Source organism: Mesorhizobium sp. B2-8-5 (assembly GCF_006440675.2).
In the GTDB taxonomy this organism is placed as follows: Bacteria; Pseudomonadota; Alphaproteobacteria; order Rhizobiales; family Rhizobiaceae; genus Mesorhizobium.
The window spans coordinates 6,298,988-6,319,844 of record NZ_CP083951.1 but is presented as its reverse complement, the minus strand read 5'-3'; the positions used below and the strand labels follow the sequence as shown (position 1 = coordinate 6,319,844).

Sequence of the window (20,857 nt, the reverse complement as noted above, 5' to 3'; positions counted from 1 at the left end):
TCATGTCAATTGGGAAAATAATATCATGACAATATTTCCAGCGCGGCACAATTTCAGGGCAATCTGAGCTCCATTTGTGCATCAGATGGCGAGCAGGAGATGCTCCGGATCGCCGAGCAACAGCTTGGCGACAACGCTCAGGCCGGCCCGCAGTTCCCCTTCGGTGGTCGATCCGAGCGAGATACGCACGGCCGGATGCCAGGGCGTGTCGGCGATGCGGAACGAGGTGCCCGGCGCGATCGCCACCCCGCGCAGGCGTGCCTGCGAAACAAAGCTCTCCTCGGCGCGGTCGCCCGGCAGTTCGAGCCACAGATGCAGCCCGTCGCGGTGGACGCGATAGTCGACGCCTGCCAGCATTTCGGCGGCAATCTCCTGGCGCCGCTTCAACGCCTGGCGCTGCCAGTTGACCAGTTCCATCGCCGTGCCATCGCTCACCCAACGCGTCGCGATCTCGGCCACCATCGGCGTCGCCATCCAGTTCGAGACGAGGTGGCGGTTGGCGACGGCGGCGGCATAGCGGTCCGGCACCGCGAGGTAGCCGATGCGCAGGCCGGGCACGACGATCTTGGTGAAGGAGGTGACGTAGAGCGTCCGCTCCGGCGCAAAGGCGGCAACCGCCGGCGGCCGGCCTTCGACCAGCGGGCCGAGCACGTCGTTCTCGATGATGGCGATGTCGTGCTTGCGGGCAACCGCCGCAATCTGCTCGCGACGGGTGGCGTCCATCAAGGTCGCCGTCGGGTTGATCACCGATGGCTGGACGAAGACTGCGCGAATGTCTGACAGGCGGCAGGCCTCGTCGAGCGCTTCGGGGATCAGCCCGTTGCCGTCGATGGGCAGGCCTTCGAGGTTGAAGCCGAGATAGCGGGCGAGCGGGATCAGCGTGTGGTGACCGATCGCCTCCGTGGCGACGGTCGAGCCGGGCGGCGCCACGCTCATCAGCGCCACGGTCATGCCGGCGGTGGCGCCATTGGTGAGGCTGACATTCTGTGGCGATGCCTCCAGCCCGCAGAGCCTCAGCCATTCGACCGCAACGGCGCGGTGGCGCGGAAACACCATGTTCGGCCGGAAAGACAGCGCCGAGCTCGAAGGCAGGTTCTCGGCGAGCCACCCCAGCGCCTGTTTCAATTTCTCCAAATGCATCGGTTCGCAGACCGGCTTCAGGATCGAGAGGTCGATGACTTCGCCCAGCCGTTCCGGAATATAGGGCGGCTCCGGTTCCCGGCGCTGCGTCTGCACGAAGCTGCCGCGACCGACCTCGCCGGAGATAAGGCCGCGCCGGATCAGTTCCTCATAGGCGCGGCTGACGGTCTGCACCGAAAGTTTCAGATCGTCCGCGAGGCGGCGGTGCGTCGGCAGCCGCGTCCCGTTGGCGAGCCGCCCGTCATGAATGGCGCGCGCGAACTGGTCGGCCAGCGAGAGATAGGCCGGGCGGCGGATGAGAGCAGGATCTGGCTGCCACAATGTCATGACTTATTAGAGAGCCAAATCAGTGCAATTGACAATCGAAATAATGCGTCGTCATGGTGTCCGCGACGAAAGGCGAATCCCGCATGGCGGCAATGAAACTCGACCCGATCGACTTCAGGATTCTCGACGCGATCCAGCGCGACGGGCGCATCACCAAGCTGGCGTTGGCCGAGAAGGTCGGCCTGTCGCCGACGCCGTGCTGGATGCGGCTGCGCAAGCTGGAGAAAGCCGGCATCGTGTCCGGCTACCACGCCGCGATCGCCATGCGCGCTATCGCGCCGGTGGCGACGGTGCTGATGGAGGTGACCCTGGCCAACCACCGCCAGGCGGACTTCGATCGGTTCGAGCGGGTCGTGCGCGATGTTCCGGAGATCGTCGCCTGCTGGTCGGTGGGCGGCGGCGTCGATTATGTCCTGAAGGTGATGGCGCGCGACATCGATGCCTACCAGCGGCTGGTCGACAGCCTGCTCGAACGTGAGATCGGCATCGACCGCTACTTCACCTACATCGTCACCAAAACGGTCAAGGACGAGACCGTGCTGCCTGTGGCCGACCTGCTGCCCGATCAATGAAAGCGCCATCGTCATCCACGGGCGGAGCGACGCGAAGCGGAGCGCAGACCCGAGGATCCATTCCGTGACTTTCACGTAGGGTGCTGCGGAGCAGAATTCTGCATCGTCGCAACGCCTCAACGTCACGGAATGGATCCTCGGGTCTACGCCGCGTCGCTTCGCTCCTTGCTTCGCCCGTGGATGACGACTTTGAGGAGGCTCGGCCAATTTTCACGGTTCGGCGCCGCCTGCTGGCCGGCCAGCTAGAGAGTTCGTCTGCTTCCGCGCGCCAATAGAGACAATCTCTCTACCAACAGCCGCTGAAACAGTCCCATTCTTTGCCCGACACGGCCGATGCTTCGGCATCGAATGGAGACGCCGATGTCCGCGCATTTTGCCCGTACCAACCACCATGACGCGCTCGATCGGCTCGACGATCGCCGGCTGCTGCGCGCGCTCGCCTATGTCGACGGCCACTGGACGGCGAGCGAAGCGGCGGCAAGTTTTGAGGTTACCGATCCGGCCACCGGCGCTACCGTCGCCTTCGTGGCCGCGCTCGATGCCGATCAGACGACAAAGGCAATCAACGCCGCATCCCGCGCCTTGCCGGCCTGGCGCTCGGCACTGCCGCAGGAGCGCTCGAAGATCTTGCGGAAATGGTTCGATCTGATCATCGCCGCCAAGGACGACCTCGCGTTGCTGATGACGCTCGAACAGGGCAAGCCGCTGAAGGAATCGCTCGGCGAGATCGGCTACGCCGCCTCCTTCGTCGAATGGTATGCCGAGGAAGCGAAGCGCCTCAGCGCCGAAAGTGTAACCAGCCATCTGCCGAATGCCGAGATGTCGGTGCGCCGCGAGCCGCTCGGTGTGGTCGGCGTCGTGACGCCGTGGAATTTTCCGTCGGCCATGCTCACCCGTAAGGCCGCCGCAGCGCTTGCCGCCGGCTGCACCATCGTGGCGCACCCGTCCTCGGAAACGCCGCTGTCGGCTTTGGCGCTGGCCGAGCTCGGTGAACGCGCCGGGCTGCCGGCAGGCGTCTTCAACGTCGTCACCGGCGATGCGCGCACGATCGTCGCGGCGATGTGCGCCGACGCCCGCGTTCGCGCCATGAGCTTCACCGGATCGACCGAGGTCGGCCGGCTGATCGCCGCGCAAAGTGCCGCGACCATGAAACGGCTGGTGATGGAACTCGGCGGCCATGCGCCGCTGATCGTGTTCGACGACGCCGATATCGACAGGGCCGTCACGATTGCGCTGGATGCCAAATTTGCAACGTCCGGCCAGGATTGCCTTGCCGCCAACCGCATCTATGTCCAGCGGCCGATCTATGATCGCTTCTGCGCCGCTTTTGCCCGCCGCGTCGAGCAACTCCATGTAGGTAACGGTCTATCCGCGGATGCCGATATCGGGCCTCTGATGCACGAACGTGCCGTCAAGAAAGTGGAGGAGCAAGTCGCCGATGCGCTCACCCACGGCGCGCGCTGCCTGACCGGCGGCAAGCGCCACGCTGCCGGGCCGCTGTTCTACCAGCCGACGCTGCTCGTCGACGTGCCGGACGAGGCGCTGATCATGCGCGAAGAGACCTTTGGCCCGGTCGCCGCGGTGACTCCGTTCGACGATGAGGCCGAAATTATCGCCCGCGCCAATGCCACCGAATATGGCCTGGTCGCCTATGTCGTCACCGAAAACGGTGGTCGCCAGGCGCGCATGGGCCGCGCCCTGGAGTACGGCATGGTCGCGATCAACCGGGTCAAGATCACCGGCGCGCCGATCCCCTTCGGCGGCGTCAAGCAATCCGGCATCGGCCGCGAGGGCTCGCGCCACGGGCTCGAAGCCTTCACCGATCTGAAATACCTTTGCCTGGACGTTGCCTGAGCGCGCCGGCAGGATCCGAACAAGGAGTCAAAAAATGCTCGAACAGTCCAACGAACTCTCCGCCTGGGACCGCGACCACTTCTTCCACCCCTCGACGCATATGGGCACGCATGCGCGCGGTGAATCGCCGGCCCGCATCATGGCCGGCGGCGAAGGCGTCACCGTCTGGGACAACACCGGCAAGAAGAGCATCGATGCCTTCGCCGGCCTCTATTGCGTCAATGTCGGCTACGGCCGCCAGAAGATCGCCGATGCCATCGCCGAGCAGGCCAAGAACCTCGCCTACTATCACGCGTATGTCGGGCACGGCACCGAAGCCTCGATCACGTTGGCCAAGATGATCATCGACCGCGCGCCGAAGGGCATGAACCGAGTCTATTTCGGCCTCTCAGGCTCAGATGCCAATGAGACCAACATCAAGCTGATCTGGTACTACAACAATGTGCTGGGTCGGCCCGAGAAGAAGAAGATCATCTCGCGCTGGCGCGGCTACCACGGCTCGGGCGTGATGACCGGATCGCTGACCGGGCTCGAGCTGTTCCACAACGCCTTCGACCTGCCGCGCGCGCCGATCCTGCACACCGAAGCGCCCTATTATTTCCGCCGCGCCGACCGCTCGATGAGCGAGGAGCAGTTCTCGCAACATTGCGCCGACAAACTGGAGGAGATGATCCTCGCCGAAGGCCCGGACACGGTCGCGGCCTTCATCGGCGAGCCGATCCTCGGCACCGGCGGCATCGTGCCACCGCCGGCCGGTTATTGGGAGAAGATCCAGGCCGTGCTGAACAAATACGACGTGCTGCTCGTCGCCGACGAGGTGGTGACCGGCTTCGGTCGCCTTGGCACCATGTTCGGCTCCGACCATTACGGCATCAAGCCGGACCTGATCACCATCGCCAAGGGCCTGACCTCGGCCTATGCGCCGCTGTCGGGCGTCATCGTCGCCGACAAGATGTGGCAGGTGCTGGTGCAAGGCTCCGACAAGCTCGGTTCGCTGGGCCATGGCTGGACCTATTCGGCGCATCCGATCTGCGTTGCCGCCGGTGTCGCCAATCTCGAACTGATCGACGAGATGGACCTGGTGCGGAATGCCGGCGAGACGGGCGCTTACTTCCGCGCCGAGCTCGCCAAGGCCGTCGGTGGCCACAAAAATGTCGGCGAGGTCCGCGGCGACGGCATGCTGGCGGCGATCGAGTTCGTGAAGGACCGCGACGACCGTGTCTTCTTCGATCCGGCGCTGAAGGTCGGACCGCAGATCGCCACGGCGCTCGCGGCAAGCGGCGTCATCGGCCGCGCCATGCCGCAGGGCGACATCCTCGGCTTCGCCCCGCCGCTCTGCCTGACGCGCGAGGAGGCCGACATCATCGTTGCAAAAACCACCGACGCGGTGAACAGCGTGTTTGCCAGTATCTGAGAAGCGACATCTGAGAAGTGACATGAATGCCATGACCAGAACCGTTCCCTCCACGATGGCCGCCGTGCAGCTTACGGCCCATGGCGGCCTGGAGAAACTCGTCTACCGCACCGATGTGAAGGTGCCCGCGCCGGCCGCCGGCGAGGTCCTGGTCAAGGTCAGCGCCTGCGGCATGAACAACACCGATGTCTGGGTGCGTCAGGGCGCCTATGGCACGGAGGAGGACGCGGCTGCCGTGTCGACCTGGCGCCGGCAGGGCAACACGCTCACCTTCCCGCGCATCCAGGGCACTGACACGGTCGGCGCCATCGTCGCAGTCGGCGACGGCGTGCCTGCCGACCGCATCGGCGAGCGTGTCATGGTCGACTTCTCGATCTACAATCGCGACGACGATTCGCTGGCCGACATCGACTATATGGGCCATGGGCGCGACGGCGGTTACGCCGAATACCAGGCGCTGCCGGCTGAGAACGCGCATGTCGTCGACACCAATCTGAGCGATGTCGAGCTTGCCACCTTCTGCTGCGCCTATCTCACTGGCGAGCAGATGCTGGAACGCGCCGCGCTGAAAGCCGGCGAGCGTGTGCTGGTCACCGGTGCCTCCGGCGGTGTCGGTTCCGGCATCGTGCAACTGGCTCGGGCACGCGGCGCCATCCCCTACGCGGTGGCCGGCAAGGGCAAGGAGCAGGCCGTGCTCGACATCGGCGCCGAGAAGGTGATCACGCGCGGCGTGGCCGATCTGCCGGCCGTCGTCAACGAAGCGACTAGCGGCCAGCCGATCGACGTGGTCGCTGATCTGGTCGGCGGCGCCATCTTCAACGATTTGCTGCGAATCCTGCGCCCGGAAGGCCGCTACACCACGGCCGGAGCGATCGCCGGACCGGTGGTGCAGCTCGATCTGCGCACCATGTATCTGAAGCAGCTGCAGCTCCACGGTTCGAGCCAGGGCACGCGGGCCGACTTCCGCCGCATCGTCCGCTACATCGAGGAGAAGAGAATCCGGCCGCTGGTCGGCGGCGTCTATAAGCTCTCCGATTTCCACCGGGCCCAGGCGGATTTCATCGCCAAGGACTTCGTCGGCAAGCTGGTGGTGGTGCCGGATGCGATGTGGAGCGGCGCCTGATCCAGGAAGGAGGCCGGCGCGGTCGCCCCGCCAGTCGAGCCGCCGCCGGCGTCAGGCGCCGTTGCGACCAGGCACAGCAGTGGTCGGCATCCAGGATTTCAGGCGTTCAAGCATAGGCTCCGTCAGCGGGGTGGATTTCCGCTCCGCAAGATTGAAGAAGACCGTCTTGGCGGTGAGCTTCGCCGCGAGCTCGCCGCCATGCAGCCTGCGCATCTCGTAGTCCGTCTGGATGGAGGTGCGGCCGATAGTGCGGACCGTGCCGTAGATTTCCACGATGACCCCCGATGGCACTTCGCCGACGAAGTCGATCTCGTGCCGGACGTCCGCCCATCCCCTGTCTGCCCATTCGGGCGTCGTCGGCGCCCAGCCGGTCGCCTGGCCGAGCAGGATGTTGATGGCGTCGTCGAAAAAGGCGACGTAGAACCGCGTCGTCATGTGGCCCATCATGTCGCAATTCCAGGGCTGAACCACAGCTCTCGTCAGTAAGATCATTTTTGCTCCCGATAACTCGTCCGATGCGGCCGCTATCTAGCGGGGATTGGTTATCTCTGGGAGAGCCAATCGATGGTTGGAGCATTGCTCGCCCCATTTTGGCGGGGGCAAGGCGATTACAGCGACGGCAGGACACCCCGGATGTGGCTGGCAAACGCCTCGACGGCCGGCGACCTCGTGGTCTCGGCGAAGGCGATCAGAACGCCGAGCCGGGACAATCTCGGAAGCGGCGCGTTGAGGATGAAGAGATCCGACGGGACGGCCCTCTGCGTCATCACGCTTATCGCAAGGCCGGACCGCGCCACCGCTATCAGGCCGGTGAGGCTGTTGCTGGCATAGGATATCTTGTAGCGCAGTCCGGCGCGGGACATGGCATCGCAGGCAGCCTTGTGGTCCATCGCGTTCGATGCCGGCAGCGCCAACGGCACGGTCTCGCCGAACTCGTGCAGCTCCAATGTCGGCTTGCTGCCGACCCAGACCATCGCTTCCGTGCGCACGACCTCCCTGGAGGCGCTCGCGTCCGGAATGGAGACAAGCGCCAGATCGACCTGGCGCGCATGCAGCAGATTGTGCAGTTCGACAGTCGGCGCCGACACGACCTTGATCTCGATGTCCGGATAAAGGCTCCCGAAGCTTCTCAAGAGCGTGGGAAAGAAGGCGCTCAAATAGTCTTCCGGGCTGCCGAAAATGATCGATCCCTGCAGGCCCTTGCCGGAGAAAGCCGAAACCGCCTCATCGTGGATTTTGAGGATGCGCTCGGCATAGGCAAGGAAGCGCTCGCCGCTGCCGGTAAGGCGAACGCCGCTGCCGCTTCGATGAAATAAGCTCTGGCCGCCGAGCGCGTCTTCGAGCCGCTGTATCTGCATCGTCACCGCCGATTGCGTGCGCCCGACCTGCACGGCGGTGGCGCTGAGCGTTCCCGAATGCGCCGCGCGGACGAAGGTCGACAGCAATCTGAGATCGAGGGGTGCGGGCATATCAATTCCATTGATATCAGAGTCCGACATCTATCAATTTTACTGCTGTAGCGCCAGACGCTAATCTACGGGCCTGCGTTTTGGCGAGGCTGCGAGATGTCGAGAAATCTGGATAATGCCTTCTGGTCGGCGGCGCGAAAGCACCTCATCCGATATGGCGGCGCCTTCGAGCCCGCCATCATCGAGCGGGCCGAAGGCTCGTTCGTCTACGACGCCGATGCCCGGCCCATACTCGACTTCACCTCCGGCCAGATGAGCGCGCTGCTCGGGCATGCGCATCCGAGGATCGTCGCGACGGTGCGCCGCCAGGTCGAAACGGTCGCGCATCTCTTCAGCGGCATGCTGTCCCGCCCGGTTGTCGAGCTTGCCGAGCGCCTCGCCGCGCTGGCGCCCGGCCTCGACAGGGCGCTCCTGCTTTCGACGGGCGCGGAGTCGAACGAGGCGGCCATCCGCATGGCGAAGCTGGTGACCGGCAAGCACGAGATCGTCGCGTTCTCCAAAAGCTGGCACGGCATGACCGGCGTTGCGGCTTCCGCCACCTATAGCGCCGGGCGCAAGGGCTACGGTCCCGCGGCGGTCGGCTCGATCGCGATTCCCCCGCCGAACAGCTTTCGCCCGCGCTTCAAGAAAGCCGACGGCTCGCTCGACTGGGCGGCCGAGCTCGATGACGCCTTCGCCCTGGTCGACAGCCAGTCGACCGGCAGCCTGGCGGCCTTCATCGCCGAGCCGATCCTGTCGAGCGGCGGCATGCTGGAGCTGCCGCAGGGCTATCTCGCGGCGCTGAAGCAGAAATGCCGCGAACGCGGCATGCTGCTCATCCTCGACGAAGCGCAAACCGGCGTCGGCCGCACCGGCGACATGTTCGCCTTCCAGCGCGACGGCATCACGCCGGACATCCTCACTCTGTCGAAGACCATCGGCGCCGGCCTTCCGCTGGCGGCGGTCATGACGACGGCCGAGATCGAGGAAACGGCGCATGAGCGGGGCTTCCTGTTCTACACCACCCATGTGTCCGATCCGCTGCCGGCCGCCGTTGGCGTGACCGTGCTCGATGTCGTGGAAGAGGAGCGCCTTGTCGAACGCGCGCGCCATCTCGGAAGAAGGCTTTTCGACGGCCTGTCCGACCTGAAGCAGCGCTTCGAGTGCGTCGGCGACGTGCGCGGCCGCGGCCTGATGCTGGGGGTCGAGATCGTCAAGAACGGAGAGAGCCGCGAGCCCGATCACGAGCTCGGCGCGAAAATTGCCGCGGAAGCATTCAAGCGCGGACTGAGCATGAACATCGTCAAGCTCCCGGGCATGGGCGGCGTGTTCCGCATTGCCCCGCCGCTGACGATTTCGGAAGAAGAGCTCGACCTCGGATTGCGCACGATCCGCGACGCCATCGAAGCGGTGCTGTCCGCGAGCGGCGGCCGCATGGCCGCGGAGTGACGGGCAGCGACCGATGAACGAAGCGAACATGACCGAACAGGCGCCGGGCGATGCGCCGGACCGGGACGCGATGACCGGCACCATCCGCGTGCTTGTCGCCAAGCTCGGGCTGGATGGGCACGACCGGGGCGCCAAGGTGGTCGCGCGGATCCTGCGCGATGCCGGCATGGAGGTCGTCTACACCGGCCTCTACAAGTCTCCGGACGAGGTCGTGGCGGCTGCGGTCCAGGAGGACGTGGACGTCATCGGCGTCAGCCTCCTTTCCGGTTCCCATGTTCCGCTCTTTCGTGAATTGGGGCGCTGCCTGCGCGAGCAGAAGGCCGATCACATCTTCGTCGTCGCCGGCGGGGTCATCCCCGAGCAGGACTATGCCGCTTTGTGGGACAGCGGCGTCGACGCGATCGTGCCGCAGGAGGCGCGGGCCGAACTGATCGTGACGACGATCAGGAACCTGATCGCCGCTCGTGGCCGGGTATGACCGTCTTCACGCCCTCGAGACCCGTGAGGCGCGCGGCATACAAGCCCTCGATCGAGCTCGTGCCCGAAATCCTCGCGGGCAACGTTGCGGCCATCGCCCGCATGATCACGCGCGCCGAGGCCGGCTATCCGGAAGCAGCGCCCGCGCTGGCGGAGATCTACAGGCATACCGGCAAGGCGCATGTCGTCGGCATCACCGGCGTTCCGGGAGCCGGCAAATCCACGCTTGTGTCTTCCCTTATCCGGGCATTCGCGTCGGAGGGGCGCAAGGTCGGCGTCGTCGCCGTCGATCCGAGCAGCCCGTTCTCCGGCGGCGCGATCCTCGGTGACAGGGTGCGCATGAGCGAGGCGGCCTCGTCCTCGCAGGCCTTCGTCCGCAGCATGGCGACGCGCGGCCATCTGGGCGGCCTTGCCCGTTCGACGCTGCAGGCAGTCGATGTCCTCGACGCCGCCGGCTACTCGCCCATCATCATCGAGACCGTCGGCGTCGGCCAGGACGAGGTGGAAGTCGTGACGGCGGCGCACAGCATCGTCGTTCTTTCGGCGCCTGGCCTTGGCGACGACATACAGGCGATCAAGGCCGGCGTTCTCGAAATCGCGGATATCCATGTCGTCAGCAAGGCCGACAAGCCGGAAGCGGCGGCGACCGTTTCGGCCCTGCGCGGCATGATGACCCTCGGTACCGAACGGACGGGGTCGAAATGGACGCCGCCGGTCCTGCCGGTCAGCGCGGTCTCGGGCGAGCGGATCGGCGAGCTGAAGGACGCCATCTCCAGGCACTGGTCGCATCTGCGCGACAGCGGCGAGCTGGCCGAGCGGCAGCGGGGCATTTGCCGGACGCGGATTCTCGGCGCGGCCAAATATCTTTTCCAGCGCAAGTTCGATGAGCGGGCCGGCGAGGTCGGAGAGCACATCCAGGCCGTCGTGAACAGGGACATGGACCCCGCCGGCGCGGCCCGCCTTCTGCTCGGCTGGACGAACGAGGGGCAAGCGACATGAACCTGTTCTCGCAAACCGCGATCGAGGACATCCGCGAAAAGCAGGCCGCGTGGGAGGAAAAGGAACTCGCCGCCGCGCTCGGCGGCAGGCCCGAGGAAAAGCCGGCCTACGCGACCGAATGCGGCATTCCGCTGAAGCGCGTCTACACAGCCGCCGACATCGCCGACATTCCCGCCGACGAGTTGGGTTTTCCCGGCGCCTATCCCTTCACCCGCGGAGCCTATCCGACGATGTATCGCGGCCGGCCTTGGACCATCCGGCAGGTCGCCGGCTTCGGCAATCCCGAGGCCACCAACCAGCGCTACAAATACATGATCCAGACCGGTCAGACCGGGCTCTCCACCGATTTCGACCTGCCGACGCTGCTCGGCCTGGACTCGGACGATCCGAGGGCCTTCGGCGAAGTCGGGCGCGTCGGCGTCGCCATCGACACCGTCGACGATGTCGATCGGCTGTTCGACGGAATAGACCTCGAAAAGATCTCGGTCTCGCTCACCATCAATCCGTCGGCCTGGGTGGTCTACGCCATGTATGTCGCCGTCGCTGAACGGCGCGGCTGTGACCTCCATAAGCTGGCGGGCACGCTGCAGGCGGACCCGCTGAAGGAGTATGTGGCGCAGAAGGAGTGGATCTATCCGGTGCGTCCCGCGGTGAGGCTGCTGCGCGACTTGATCATGTACAGCGCCAGGGCGACGCCGAAGATCAATCCCATCAGCCTCAGCGGCTATCATCTCTCGGATGTCGGCGGCAACGCGCTGCAGGAGATCGCCTTTATCATGGCTTTCACCATCGCCTATTGCGAGGAGGTCACCGGCGCCGGCATGGACATCGACGACTTCGCGCCCCGGTTGTCCTTCTTCTTCATCAGCCACCAGGACTTCTTCGAGCAGATCTGCAAGTTCAGGGCGGCAAGGCGGGTCTACGCCAAGATCATGGCGCAACGCTTCAAGGCCAGGAAGCCGGAGTCCATGCGGCTGCGGGTGCATGTGCAGACCGCGGCGATGAGCCTGACCAAGGTCGAGCACCATAACAATCTCATGCGCACGGCCATCCAGGCGCTCGGCGCCGTGCTGGGCGGCTGCCAGAGCATGCATACCAACGGCCTCGACGAGGCCTTCGCCATCCCGACCGAAGAGGCCATGAAGCTGGCCATCCGCACCCAGCAGATCATCCGCGACGAGATCAACGTGACCTCAGTGATCGATCCTCTCGGCGGCTCCTATTTCATCGAGCGCCTCACCCGCGACATGGAGACAGAAATCTGGAAGCTGCTGGACGAAGTCGACGAGCGCGGCGGCGCCGTGAAACTGGTCGAGGAAGGCTGGTTCCAGCAGAAGCTCGCGGACTCGGCTTACGCCACGTTCCAGAAGATCGATGCCGGCGAAAAGATCTCGGTCGGCGTCAACCGGTACGTCGACGAGACCAGCCGATCGGCCGAAGTGCACATCCATCCTTATGACGAAGAGTGCACGCAGTTGCAGATCGACCGCCTCCAAGCGGCGCGGGCGGACCGTGACAACGCCCGTGTCCGGCAACTGCTGAAGGAACTCGCCGAGCAGGCGAGATCCGACGACGTCAATCTTTTGCCGAAGACCATCGAGGCCGTGAAGGCGAAGGCGACGCTTGGCGAGATCTGCGCCGCGCTGCGCGAGGTCTGGGGCGCTTACGCCGAACCGATGATCGTTTGAGGAGGACGCCAAGATGGGCGATGCCAAGATGGGCGCAGTCATTTCCAGGCACGACGGCGCAATCGCCTGGGTCAAGCTCAACCGTCCCGAACGGCTCAACGCCATGAACAGGCAACTCGTCGACGACCTGTCCGAGGCGCTGGCGCGAGCCGAAGCGGACCCGTCGATCCGTGCCGTCATCCTGCACGGCGAAGGACGCGCCTTCTGCTCCGGCGACGACCTCAAGGATCTCGACTCCCAGACCACTTCCGAGGCCACGACACAGGCCTGGGTGGACGCCATCCAGAACATCACTTTGCAGATCATGCAGTCGCGCAAGATCGTGATCGCCGCGGTGCATGGCTGGTGCGTCGGCGGTGCGCTCGAATGGGCGGTGAATTGCGACTTCACGCTGTTCGCCGACAATGCGCGCTGGTTCTTCCCCGAAGTCAGCTACGGGCTGTTCGTCACCGGTGGCGTCACCGCCCTGTTGACCAAGCAGACCGGGCCGCAGGTCGCCAAGGAACTGATGATCCTGGGCGAGAAGCACGATGCCAGGAAAGCGCTGGAGGTGGGCATCGCGTGGAAGCTTTTTCCCGAGGCGCAATTGCTGGACGAGGCGGAAAAACTCGCTTTGGCGATAGCGGAGCGTCCGGAAAGCGCGGTGGCGGACATCAAGCATGCCATCAACAACGGCTTCCACTCTTCCCTGGCCGATGCGATGGCGCTCGAGACCAGGGCCACGGTGAGCGGTTTCCTTTCCCCCGATGCGCAGGCGCGGGCAAAGAATTTTTGATCCATGACCATGCTCGAACGCGCCCCTTCTTTCTACATCCCCGGCCAGCATGACGACGATCTGGAGAACCGGGTGCTGCCCAAGATCCTGCGCATGCAGGCCGAGCGCCTGGGCGACAGCCCGTTCATCGACATTTGCGGACGCTCCGCCGGCTTCGAGGAGATGCAGGTCGCTTCAGGGCGGCTGGCGCGAGGTCTTCGCGCCCTTGGCATCGGCAAGTCCGATCGTGTGGCGATGCTGTTGCCCAATTGTTTCGAGCTGGTCGCGACGTGGTTCGCGGTATCGAGCCTGGGCGCCATAGAGGTGCCCAGCAATCCGGGCCTGAAAGGCGACTTGCTTTGCCACAACCTGAACAATTGCGGCGCCGAAGTCCTGGTCGCCGAGGCCAACGCGCTTGACGAGCTCGCCAGGGTCCAGGACCGCCTGCCGGACCTGCGCACCCTCATCCTGGTCGGCGTCGATCCGAGCGAAGCCCGGGCGGCCGGCATCCGGATCGGCCGCATCGTCGGCTTCGAGGAATGCATGGCCGGGCAGCCGGATTTCGACCTCGCCGACATCCATTATTCCGACCCGATGGCGATCCTCTACACCTCAGGCACCACCGGTCCGGCCAAGGGCGCATTGATGTCCCATCATCACTGCTATTCCTGGGCCGCGGCCATGGCTCTCAATCTCGGCTACACGACCGCCGACAGCTATTTCTCGGCATTGCCTCTGTTCCACACCGACGCGCAGATGTTCGGCGTCTACCTGCCGTTGATCTACGGCACCCGCACGACATTGGTCGACGGCTTCAGCGCATCGCGGTTCTGGGACCAGGTACGCGAAGGCGGCGCCTCGGCGACGAACCTGCTCGGCGCCATGGCGGTCATCCTGTCGCGCCAGCCGCCGTCCGATGGCGACGGCGCCAACCCGGTGCGCATATGCCAGTGCATTCCCATGGTGCCGGACAAGGAAGCGTTCGAGCGGCGCTTCGGCATGCGGCTCGTCACCGGCTATGGGCAGACGGAGACAGGTTTCGTCACCCTCGACGCGGTGGGGGATACGAAAGCGGGTTCCTGCGGCCGCCCGCATCCCGATTGGGAGGTGGCGATCGTCGATGAGCGGGACCGGCCCCTGCCGCATGGGTCCGTCGGCGAGATCGTATCGCGCCCGCGCAAGAACTGGAGCATGTTTTCCGGCTACTACCGGGCGGACGCCAAGACGGTGCAGACGCTCCGGAACCTCTGGTATCACTCCGGCGACGCCGGTTGCCTGGACGAGGATGGCTGGCTCTATTTCAAGCACCGGCTGAACGAGGCGATCAGGCGGCGCGGCGAGAACATCTCCGCCTACGAGGTCGAGACCGTCGCCGAAAAGCACCCCGACATCGTCGAAAGCGCCGCGTTCGGGATCCCGTCAGAGTTCACCGAGGAAGACATCATGGTCGTTGCCCAGCGGCGGCCTGGCTCCACGCTGGGGGCGGCCGAACTGCTGGCGCATTTCAGGGCGATGGCGCCGCGCCACATGGTGCCGCGTTATATCGAGATCACCGACACGCCACTTCCGCGAACGCCGACGGAAAAGATCGCCAGGACCGCGCTGCGCCAACAGGGTGTCGGCGCCGCCACATTCGATCGGGGCGAGCGCTAGCCAGGTCGAACGCAGGCAGAAGGAGGACGGAGCCCTACGCGATGCAGCGCCGGATGATCGCCCCCTGTTTCATGGACGACACGCTCGAATGCCTTCGCCGCCACAATGTCGAGGTGGAGCCTCTGCTGGCTCGCGTCGGGTTGCCGCCGGTGATTTCCGAGCCGATCTCGGCCGAACAATATGGCGCGCTCTGGCATGCCGTCGCGCAGGAGATGGATGACGAGTTCTTCGGCGAAGGCGCCCGGCCGATGCGGGCCGGCAGTTTCGCGTTGCTTTGCCAGGCGCTGCTCACCACCGAGACGCTCGAGCATGCCTTGCGCAGGGGCCTGCGCTTCTTGCGCGCCGTGCTCGACGATCCGCATGGCGAGCTGACCGTCGGCAACGGGCTCGCCGAAATCAGACTGAGCGATTCCGGGCCGCTGCGCTCGGCCTTCGCCTATCGCACCTTCTGGATCATCGTCCACGGCGTGAACTGCTGGTTGGTGGGCCGGCGTCTCCCGATCCGCTGGGTGGATTTCAAATGCGATATCCCGCCGACGGGGAGCGACTACCGGCTGTTCTTCGGCGCGCCGGTGCGCTTCGACCAGCCCGAAAGCCGCCTCGTCTTCGACGCCGAATTCCTGAAGCTGCCGGTCATCCGCGACGCCTGCGCGCTGCGCGAATTCCTGCGCAGGGCGCCGGCCAACATTCTGGTGCGCTACCGTCATGACGAGGGGCTCTCGGCGGCCATACGCGGACGCCTGCACGCCACTGCGCCGGCGGCGTGGCCGAGCTTCGAGCGGCTTGCCGCCGGCATGCGCATGCAGGCGCCGACCTTGCGTCGCAGGCTTCAGTCCGAGGGCCAGAACTATCGCTCGATCAAGGACGAGATGCGCAGGGCCCTGGCGATGGAGGCCCTGCTCAACGGCAGCCGCAGCGTCGCCGATCTCGCCGCCGATATCGGCTTTTCCGAGCCGAGCGCATTCCACCGCGCGTTCCACAAATGGACCGGCAAGAGCCCGGCCTTGTTCCGCCGCGAGGCCTCGTCCGACGCCGATCCGCGCGACAATGCGTCCGCGAATTAGCAGGCGAGCGACGCATTCCCGAAACATTGCAAAATCGATCACAAAATCTGGGTCTTACGGTCATCGTATGCCACTTCGCTTGCAGCCAATATGCCCTGAAGACGGGGCATTTTGGGTGCGGATTGAAGGCAAGACATCTCTGGTGACGGGGCCTGCTCCGGCCTCATGTCCTGACCCGCTCGCCTGGGCCTGACCTTGCCCAACGGCAAAAACCGGCCCGCCCAATTCAAGTCAGCTCGATGCGTCGGACGTGGGCATCGCATCGAAGCCGCAACCAGTGCCCACCACGAAAATGGGAGCCTCATATGAAAAAATATCTTTTGTCGGCGGTAGCAGTGGCCGCGCTTGTCGCCTTCGCGGGCAACGCCTGGGCGGACATCGTCATCGGCGTCGCCGGGCCGATCACCGGTCCGAACGCGGCTTTCGGCGCGCAGTTCCAGAAAGGTGCGGAACAGGCGGCCGCCGACATCAACGCGGCCGGCGGCGTGCTCGGCCAGAAAATCAAGATCGAGATCGGCGACGATGTCTCCGATCCGAAGCAGGGCATTTCGGTCGCCAACAAATTCGTCGCGGACGGCGTGAAATATGTGGTCGGCCACTTCAACTCGGGCGTGTCGATCCCCGCCTCGGAAGTCTATGCCGAAAACGGCGTGCTCGAGGTATCGCCGGCATCGACCAATCCGCAATATACCGAGCGCGGCCTTTGGAACACCTTCCGCACCTGCGGCCGCGACGACCAGCAGGGCAAGGTCGCGGGCGACTATATCGCCGCGAATTTCAAGGACGCCAAGATCGCCATCGTCCACGACAAGACGCCTTATGGCCAGGGCCTCGTCGATGTCGCCAAGAAGGATCTGAACGCCGATGGCATCACCGAGGTGATGTATGAAGGCATCAATGTCGGCGACAAGGATTTCTCCGCGCTCATCGCCAAGATGAAGGCGGCCGGCGTCACGCTGATCTATTTCGGCGGTCTCCACACCGAGGCCGGCCTGATCATGCGCCAGTCGGCGGATCAGGGTCTGAAGGCGACGCTGTTCTCGGGCGACGGAATGGTCTCGAACGAGCTTGCCTCGATCGCCGGCGATTCGGTTATCGGCACCTTGAACACCTTCTCGCCGGACCCGCGGAAAAACCCCGCCGCCAAGGACATCGTCGAAAAGTTCCGTGCCTCGGGTTTCGAGCCGGAAGCCTACACGCTCTACTCCTACGCGGCGGTCCAGATCGTCGCCGCCGCGATCGACAAGGCGGGCTCGGCCGACGACGCGCAAAAGGTCGCCGCGACCATCAAGGCAGGCGGCCCGTGGAAGACGGCGATCGGCGACATCGGCTATGACGAGAAGGGCGATATCACGCGCCCCGACTATGTCATCTACGAATGGAAGAAGGGCGCGGACGGCAAGCCGACTTACGCCGAGAAATAAATGCCGCCCAGGCGGGTGAGCGTGACAGAGGATGCCCGGTCCAGACCGGGTGTTATCATCGGGATCACGCGCACTTGCCGTCGCGAATGCCGATGGCGGCGATGAAAACCGTCGTCAATTGCGGCTGGTTCGGCTTCGCTGCAGCCAGCCGTTCAACCCGTTCGGCCATGCGATGACGAAGACCGCCAGCAGCAGCCCAAGGCCGATGTTGCGGTAGTCGGACAACTCCCGCATGCCTTCGTCGGCCAGCATCAGCACGGCGGCGCCGAGCAGGGGGCCCCATATCGAGCCGAGGCCGCCGATGACGATCATCGCGATCAGGAACAGCAGCGTCGAGAAGGAAAAGACCGTCGGGCCGACGACGCGGAAATGGATGGCGTAGAAGCCGCCGGCGATGCCGGTGAAGAAGGCGGAGACCGCGAAGATCCACAGCTGGTATTTGAAACGGCTGATGCCGCGCGACATGGCGTAGCCCGGATTGTCGCGTAAGGCCCGGAATGCCAGGCCGAGCGGTCCCCGGATGACGACGATCGAAATCGTCACCGCGACCGCCAGCAGCGCGAGCCCGACATAATAGTGGGCGATGTACCATTTCGACGGGAACAGCGCGCGCAGGCCGATATCGCCGAACTGGCCGATGCCGCGCACGCCGCCGAACAGCGGCATGCAGCCGCCGACGGTGGTGAAGCAGTCGGTGTCGTTGACGATGAGCACATACATGACCTGCGCGATCGCCAGCGTCAACAGCGCCACGTAGGGGCCGCGCAGGCGCAGGCAGGCGAGGCCGATCAGCAGGCCCATCGCGACGGTAATGACACCCGCCATCGGGATGGCGGCAAGCATGGGCACCTTCCAGTAAAAGCCCAGCATCGCCGTGGCGTAGGCGCCGGTGGCGAACAGCGCCATCTGCGCCAGCGAGAAGATGCCGCCTATGCCGAGCACGAGGTTCCACTGCACCACGACGATCGCCCAGATGAAGAACAGCGTCGACTGGGTGATGACGTAGCGCCCGGGCATGGCGAGCGGCAGCGCGATGGCGAAAGCCAGGCAGATAATACCGATCAGGATGTCGCGGCGGATCGATGTCATAGGCGCACCACCTGCTGTTTGCCGAACAGGCCGTAGGGCCGCCAGATGAGCACGAGGATGACGAGAAGCAGCAAGGTGGCGAAGCTCCAGCGCACGCCGAGCACATATTGGGTGGCGGCCTCGAGCAGCCCAAGCGCGATCGCCGCGATCACGGCGCCGTAGACATTGCCCAACCCCGCGACCACGCAGACGATGAAGGCTTTCAGCATCGGGTCGCCGCCCATCACCGGCGTCAGCGTGGCGATCGAACTGATCAAGATGCCGGAAACGGCGGCGAGCGCGCCGGAGAGCGCCAGCACCTGCGCATAGACGCGGCCGACCCTGACGCCCATAAGCTGCGCCGCTTCGCGGTTCATCGAGGTGGCGCGGATGGCGCGGCCGGCGCTGGTGCGCTGCAGGAGGATTGCCACCGCCACCATCAGCACGATGGCGACGCCGAGGATGAAGACGTTCTGCAGCGGTATGTGCACATTGCCGATGACGACCTGGCCGCCAACCGCGAGCGGCTGCGGGATCGGATAGGGTCCAAAACCCTTCAGCATCAGGTTCTCGATGACGCTGCCGATGCCGATCGTGGCGATGAAGATGTTGGTCTCGAAATTCTCGGCCCTGAGCAACGGCAGCGCCGCGCTGAAATAGATCAGCAGCCCGACCAGCGCGCAGACGAATGCTGCGGCAAGAAGCGCGAGCACCGGATGCAGGCCGGCATGGACGATGGCCGCGTAGCAGATATAGCCGCCGAGCGTCAGGATGGCACCGTGCGCCATGTTGAGCATGTTGAGCGAGCCGTAGACCAGCGACAGGCCGATGGTGGCGACCGCGTACATGGCGCCGAGCGTCAGGCCGGAAGCGACGATCTGGATCAGGACGTCCATCGCTCACACTCCGAGATAGGTTTCGACGATTTCCGGGCGCGCCATCAGTTCCGCGCCCAGGCCCGACCAGGCGATGCGGCCATTGTCGAGCAGGTGGATCATGTCGGCATGCTCGGCGATCCGCTCGGCGTTCTCCTCGACCAGAAGAATGGTGCGGCCCTCGCGTCTTAGGTTGAAGATGACCTCGTAGATCTGCTCGATGACGATCGGCGCCAGTCCCAGCGAGGGCTCGTCAAGCATCAGCACCTCGCCGCCCGCCATCAAGCCGCGGCCGATGCCGCACATGCGCCGCTCCCCGCCTGAAAGCGTGCCGGCGGTCTGGTTGCGACGCTCCTTCAGCTTGGGCAGCAGCGCAAAGACGAAGTCGAGCCGCTCGGCCAGTCCGCCGCTGTTGGCGTAGGCGCCCATCAGCAGGTTCTCGTGCACGGTCATCGCCGGAAAGAGCAGGTCGCCCTGCGGAACCTGGATGACGCCGCGTTCGACGATCTGATCGGGGCGCAGGCGGTCGATGCGCAGGCCGTCGAGGCGGATCTCGCCCGACGTCACCGGCACCAGTCCGGAAATCGCCTTGAGCAGGGTGCTCTTGCCATGGCCGTTGGGGCCGACAATGGCGGTGAGCTCGCCCTTCCTTGCCGACAATTTGATGGCGTCGAGCACGATGCGGCCGGCATAGCCGGCGCTGGCGTCGACGATCTCGAGCGCCGCCTCAGCCATGCGTGGTTTCCATGAAGGAGCGCAGCCGCTCGGAGGCGCCCTGGCCGAGATAGACGTCGACGACGGTGCGGTCGTCGAGAAGCTTTGTCGGCAGGCCTTCGAAAATCTTTTCGCCGTGATGCATGATCATGATGCGGTCGGAGAGGCGTACCAGGAAGCGCATCACATGCTCGATGAGGATGATGGTGACGCCCGCCGCCTTGATGGCGCGCACTGCGTCCATCACACGGTCGACCTCGCGTGCGGTCAGGCCGCCGACGGGCTCGTCCATGAGAAGCAGTTTCGGCTTCGTCGCCATGGCGCTCGCCATCATCAAGAGCTTGCGGTCAAGCACCGGCAGCTTGCCGGTGACCTTGTCGGCGCAGTCGGCGATGCCCAGTATTTCAAGCGCGGCATCGGCGGCCTCATGCGCCGCGCGGCCGGCGCGCAGCGTCGGCACGGCCCGGTTGCTGCGGCCGAAATAGGCGCCGACCAGCACGTTCTCGCGCGCGGTCATGCTGTCGAAGCCGGCATTGAGCTGGAAGGTTCGGGCAACGCCGGCATGGCAGATCTGCTCGGGCGCATGCCCGGTGATGTCCTGGCCGTCGAGCACGATCGCGCCGGTGGTGGCCGGGTTCAGCCCCGATATCACCTCGAACAGCGTCGTCTTGCCGGCGCCGTTCGGTCCGCCGATGCCGAGGATTTCTCCAGCCCCGACATCGAAGGACAGATCGCGGACCGCCGCCAGCGCGCCGAAGGACTTGCCGACATGCCTGCACGACAGCAATGGCGTCGCGGCGGCGTCTCCCGTCAT

Annotated in this window: 19 protein-coding genes; 12 read left to right on the top strand and 7 right to left on the bottom strand. The window is 65.1% G+C overall.

Going from position 1 to position 20,857, the window contains the following annotated elements:
• Positions 1-81 precede the first annotated feature (81 nt).
• Positions 82-1,467 carry a PLP-dependent aminotransferase family protein gene (locus FJ430_RS30910; RefSeq protein ID WP_140643244.1) on the bottom strand — a complete coding sequence of 462 codons (1,386 nt, stop codon included), beginning with the start codon at positions 1,465-1,467 and terminating at the stop codon, positions 82-84.
• A gap of 83 nt (positions 1,468-1,550) precedes the next feature.
• Here FJ430_RS30910 and FJ430_RS30905 point away from each other — a divergent pair, with 83 nt between their 5' ends.
• The 4 genes from FJ430_RS30905 (at position 1,551) to FJ430_RS30890 (ending at position 6,430) form a co-directional block, all read left to right on the top strand.
• Positions 1,551-2,039: an Lrp/AsnC family transcriptional regulator gene (locus FJ430_RS30905; RefSeq protein ID WP_140706236.1), complete on the top strand. Its 489-nt coding sequence runs from the start codon at positions 1,551-1,553 to the stop codon at positions 2,037-2,039.
• A 360-nt stretch (positions 2,040-2,399) separates the two neighbouring features.
• Positions 2,400-3,893: an NAD-dependent succinate-semialdehyde dehydrogenase gene (locus tag FJ430_RS30900; RefSeq protein ID WP_140706235.1), complete on the top strand. Its 1,494-nt coding sequence runs from the start codon at positions 2,400-2,402 to the stop codon at positions 3,891-3,893.
• A 34-nt stretch (positions 3,894-3,927) separates the two neighbouring features.
• Entirely contained in the window at positions 3,928-5,307 is a 1,380-nt protein-coding gene (locus FJ430_RS30895; protein ID WP_140706233.1) for an aspartate aminotransferase family protein, read from the top strand.
• 22 nt (positions 5,308-5,329) lie between these two features.
• Entirely contained in the window at positions 5,330-6,430 is a 1,101-nt protein-coding gene (locus FJ430_RS30890; RefSeq protein WP_140706231.1) for an alcohol dehydrogenase family protein, read from the top strand.
• A gap of 51 nt (positions 6,431-6,481) precedes the next feature.
• On the opposite strand, the gene FJ430_RS30885 is transcribed toward FJ430_RS30890, so the two are convergent.
• Both FJ430_RS30885 and FJ430_RS30880 read right to left on the bottom strand, forming a co-directional pair.
• On the bottom strand, positions 6,482-6,922 hold the full coding sequence (locus tag FJ430_RS30885; protein ID WP_140706229.1) for an acyl-CoA thioesterase: 441 nt from the start codon (positions 6,920-6,922) through the stop codon (positions 6,482-6,484).
• 116 nt (positions 6,923-7,038) lie between these two features.
• Entirely contained in the window at positions 7,039-7,899 is an 861-nt protein-coding gene (locus tag FJ430_RS30880) for a LysR family transcriptional regulator (RefSeq protein ID WP_140706227.1), read from the bottom strand.
• 96 nt (positions 7,900-7,995) lie between these two features.
• Here FJ430_RS30880 and FJ430_RS30875 point away from each other — a divergent pair, with 96 nt between their 5' ends.
• From FJ430_RS30875 to FJ430_RS30840, 8 genes are all read left to right on the top strand, one after another.
• Positions 7,996-9,327, top strand: coding sequence for an aspartate aminotransferase family protein (locus tag FJ430_RS30875; RefSeq protein WP_140706225.1), 1,332 nt, complete (start codon positions 7,996-7,998; stop codon positions 9,325-9,327).
• Between the two features lie 70 nt (positions 9,328-9,397).
• Entirely contained in the window at positions 9,398-9,805 is a 408-nt protein-coding gene (locus FJ430_RS30870) for a cobalamin B12-binding domain-containing protein (RefSeq protein ID WP_181175442.1), read from the top strand.
• Between the two features lie 23 nt (positions 9,806-9,828).
• Positions 9,829-10,803 carry a methylmalonyl Co-A mutase-associated GTPase MeaB gene (gene meaB, locus FJ430_RS30865; protein ID WP_226892015.1) on the top strand — a complete coding sequence of 325 codons (975 nt, stop codon included), beginning with the start codon at positions 9,829-9,831 and terminating at the stop codon, positions 10,801-10,803.
• Positions 10,800-12,491, top strand: a complete 1,692-nt coding sequence (locus FJ430_RS30860; protein ID WP_140706221.1) for a methylmalonyl-CoA mutase family protein — start codon at positions 10,800-10,802, stop codon at positions 12,489-12,491. Before meaB ends, FJ430_RS30860 begins: the two co-directional genes overlap by 4 nt.
• A gap of 13 nt (positions 12,492-12,504) precedes the next feature.
• Positions 12,505-13,266 carry an enoyl-CoA hydratase/isomerase family protein gene (locus FJ430_RS30855; protein ID WP_226892013.1) on the top strand — a complete coding sequence of 254 codons (762 nt, stop codon included), beginning with the start codon at positions 12,505-12,507 and terminating at the stop codon, positions 13,264-13,266.
• Positions 13,267-13,269: 3 nt separating this feature from the next.
• Entirely contained in the window at positions 13,270-14,898 is a 1,629-nt protein-coding gene (locus tag FJ430_RS30850) for an AMP-binding protein (protein ID WP_140706219.1), read from the top strand.
• 41 nt (positions 14,899-14,939) lie between these two features.
• Positions 14,940-15,962 (top strand): AraC family transcriptional regulator, encoded by a 1,023-nt coding sequence (locus tag FJ430_RS30845; protein ID WP_140654692.1) that lies wholly within the window; start codon positions 14,940-14,942, stop codon positions 15,960-15,962.
• A gap of 305 nt (positions 15,963-16,267) precedes the next feature.
• The gene (locus FJ430_RS30840) at positions 16,268-17,386 is read left to right on the top strand and encodes a branched-chain amino acid ABC transporter substrate-binding protein (RefSeq protein WP_140706217.1); all 1,119 of its coding nucleotides are present in this window, start codon (positions 16,268-16,270) and stop codon (positions 17,384-17,386) included.
• A gap of 114 nt (positions 17,387-17,500) precedes the next feature.
• Here the strand turns inward: FJ430_RS30840 and FJ430_RS30835 are convergent, their stop codons facing one another.
• The 4 genes from FJ430_RS30835 to FJ430_RS30820 are packed head-to-tail and all read right to left on the bottom strand — an operon-like array spanning position 17,501 to position 20,857.
• Positions 17,501-18,475, bottom strand: coding sequence for a branched-chain amino acid ABC transporter permease (locus tag FJ430_RS30835; RefSeq protein WP_140643218.1), 975 nt, complete (start codon positions 18,473-18,475; stop codon positions 17,501-17,503).
• Positions 18,472-19,350, bottom strand: a complete 879-nt coding sequence (locus FJ430_RS30830; protein ID WP_140706215.1) for a branched-chain amino acid ABC transporter permease — start codon at positions 19,348-19,350, stop codon at positions 18,472-18,474. Before FJ430_RS30830 ends, FJ430_RS30835 begins: the two co-directional genes overlap by 4 nt.
• 3 nt (positions 19,351-19,353) lie before the next feature.
• Positions 19,354-20,064: an ABC transporter ATP-binding protein gene (locus FJ430_RS30825; protein ID WP_140654700.1), complete on the bottom strand. Its 711-nt coding sequence runs from the start codon at positions 20,062-20,064 to the stop codon at positions 19,354-19,356.
• Positions 20,057-20,857, bottom strand: coding sequence for an ABC transporter ATP-binding protein (locus FJ430_RS30820; protein ID WP_140706213.1), 801 nt, complete (start codon positions 20,855-20,857; stop codon positions 20,057-20,059). Before FJ430_RS30820 ends, FJ430_RS30825 begins: the two co-directional genes overlap by 8 nt.

Bases quoted from the DNA above. Each gene is read 5' to 3' on its own strand.
- FJ430_RS30895 (WP_140706233.1), top strand. From the start codon at position 3,928: ATGCTCGAACAGTCCAACGAACTCTCCGCCTGGGACCGCGACCACTTC.
- FJ430_RS30870 (WP_181175442.1), top strand. From the start codon at position 9,398: ATGACCGGCACCATCCGCGTGCTTGTCGCCAAGCTCGGGCTGGATGGG.
- FJ430_RS30840 (WP_140706217.1), top strand. From the start codon at position 16,268: ATGAAAAAATATCTTTTGTCGGCGGTAGCAGTGGCCGCGCTTGTCGCC.
- FJ430_RS30910 (WP_140643244.1), bottom strand. From the start codon at position 1,467: ATGACATTGTGGCAGCCAGATCCTGCTCTCATCCGCCGCCCGGCCTAT.
- FJ430_RS30860 (WP_140706221.1), top strand. From the start codon at position 10,800: ATGAACCTGTTCTCGCAAACCGCGATCGAGGACATCCGCGAAAAGCAG.
- FJ430_RS30825 (WP_140654700.1), bottom strand. From the start codon at position 20,064: ATGGCTGAGGCGGCGCTCGAGATCGTCGACGCCAGCGCCGGCTATGCC.
- FJ430_RS30835 (WP_140643218.1), bottom strand. From the start codon at position 18,475: ATGACATCGATCCGCCGCGACATCCTGATCGGTATTATCTGCCTGGCT.
- FJ430_RS30885 (WP_140706229.1), bottom strand. From the start codon at position 6,922: ATGATCTTACTGACGAGAGCTGTGGTTCAGCCCTGGAATTGCGACATG.
- FJ430_RS30855 (WP_226892013.1), top strand. From the start codon at position 12,505: ATGGGCGATGCCAAGATGGGCGCAGTCATTTCCAGGCACGACGGCGCA.
- FJ430_RS30845 (WP_140654692.1), top strand. From the start codon at position 14,940: ATGCAGCGCCGGATGATCGCCCCCTGTTTCATGGACGACACGCTCGAA.
- FJ430_RS30900 (WP_140706235.1), top strand. From the start codon at position 2,400: ATGTCCGCGCATTTTGCCCGTACCAACCACCATGACGCGCTCGATCGG.
- FJ430_RS30850 (WP_140706219.1), top strand. From the start codon at position 13,270: ATGACCATGCTCGAACGCGCCCCTTCTTTCTACATCCCCGGCCAGCAT.
- FJ430_RS30875 (WP_140706225.1), top strand. From the start codon at position 7,996: ATGTCGAGAAATCTGGATAATGCCTTCTGGTCGGCGGCGCGAAAGCAC.
- FJ430_RS30905 (WP_140706236.1), top strand. From the start codon at position 1,551: ATGGCGGCAATGAAACTCGACCCGATCGACTTCAGGATTCTCGACGCG.
- FJ430_RS30830 (WP_140706215.1), bottom strand. From the start codon at position 19,350: ATGGACGTCCTGATCCAGATCGTCGCTTCCGGCCTGACGCTCGGCGCC.
- FJ430_RS30880 (WP_140706227.1), bottom strand. From the start codon at position 7,899: ATGCCCGCACCCCTCGATCTCAGATTGCTGTCGACCTTCGTCCGCGCG.
- FJ430_RS30890 (WP_140706231.1), top strand. From the start codon at position 5,330: ATGAATGCCATGACCAGAACCGTTCCCTCCACGATGGCCGCCGTGCAG.
- FJ430_RS30820 (WP_140706213.1), bottom strand. From the start codon at position 20,857: ATGACGGGAGACGCCGCCGCGACGCCATTGCTGTCGTGCAGGCATGTC.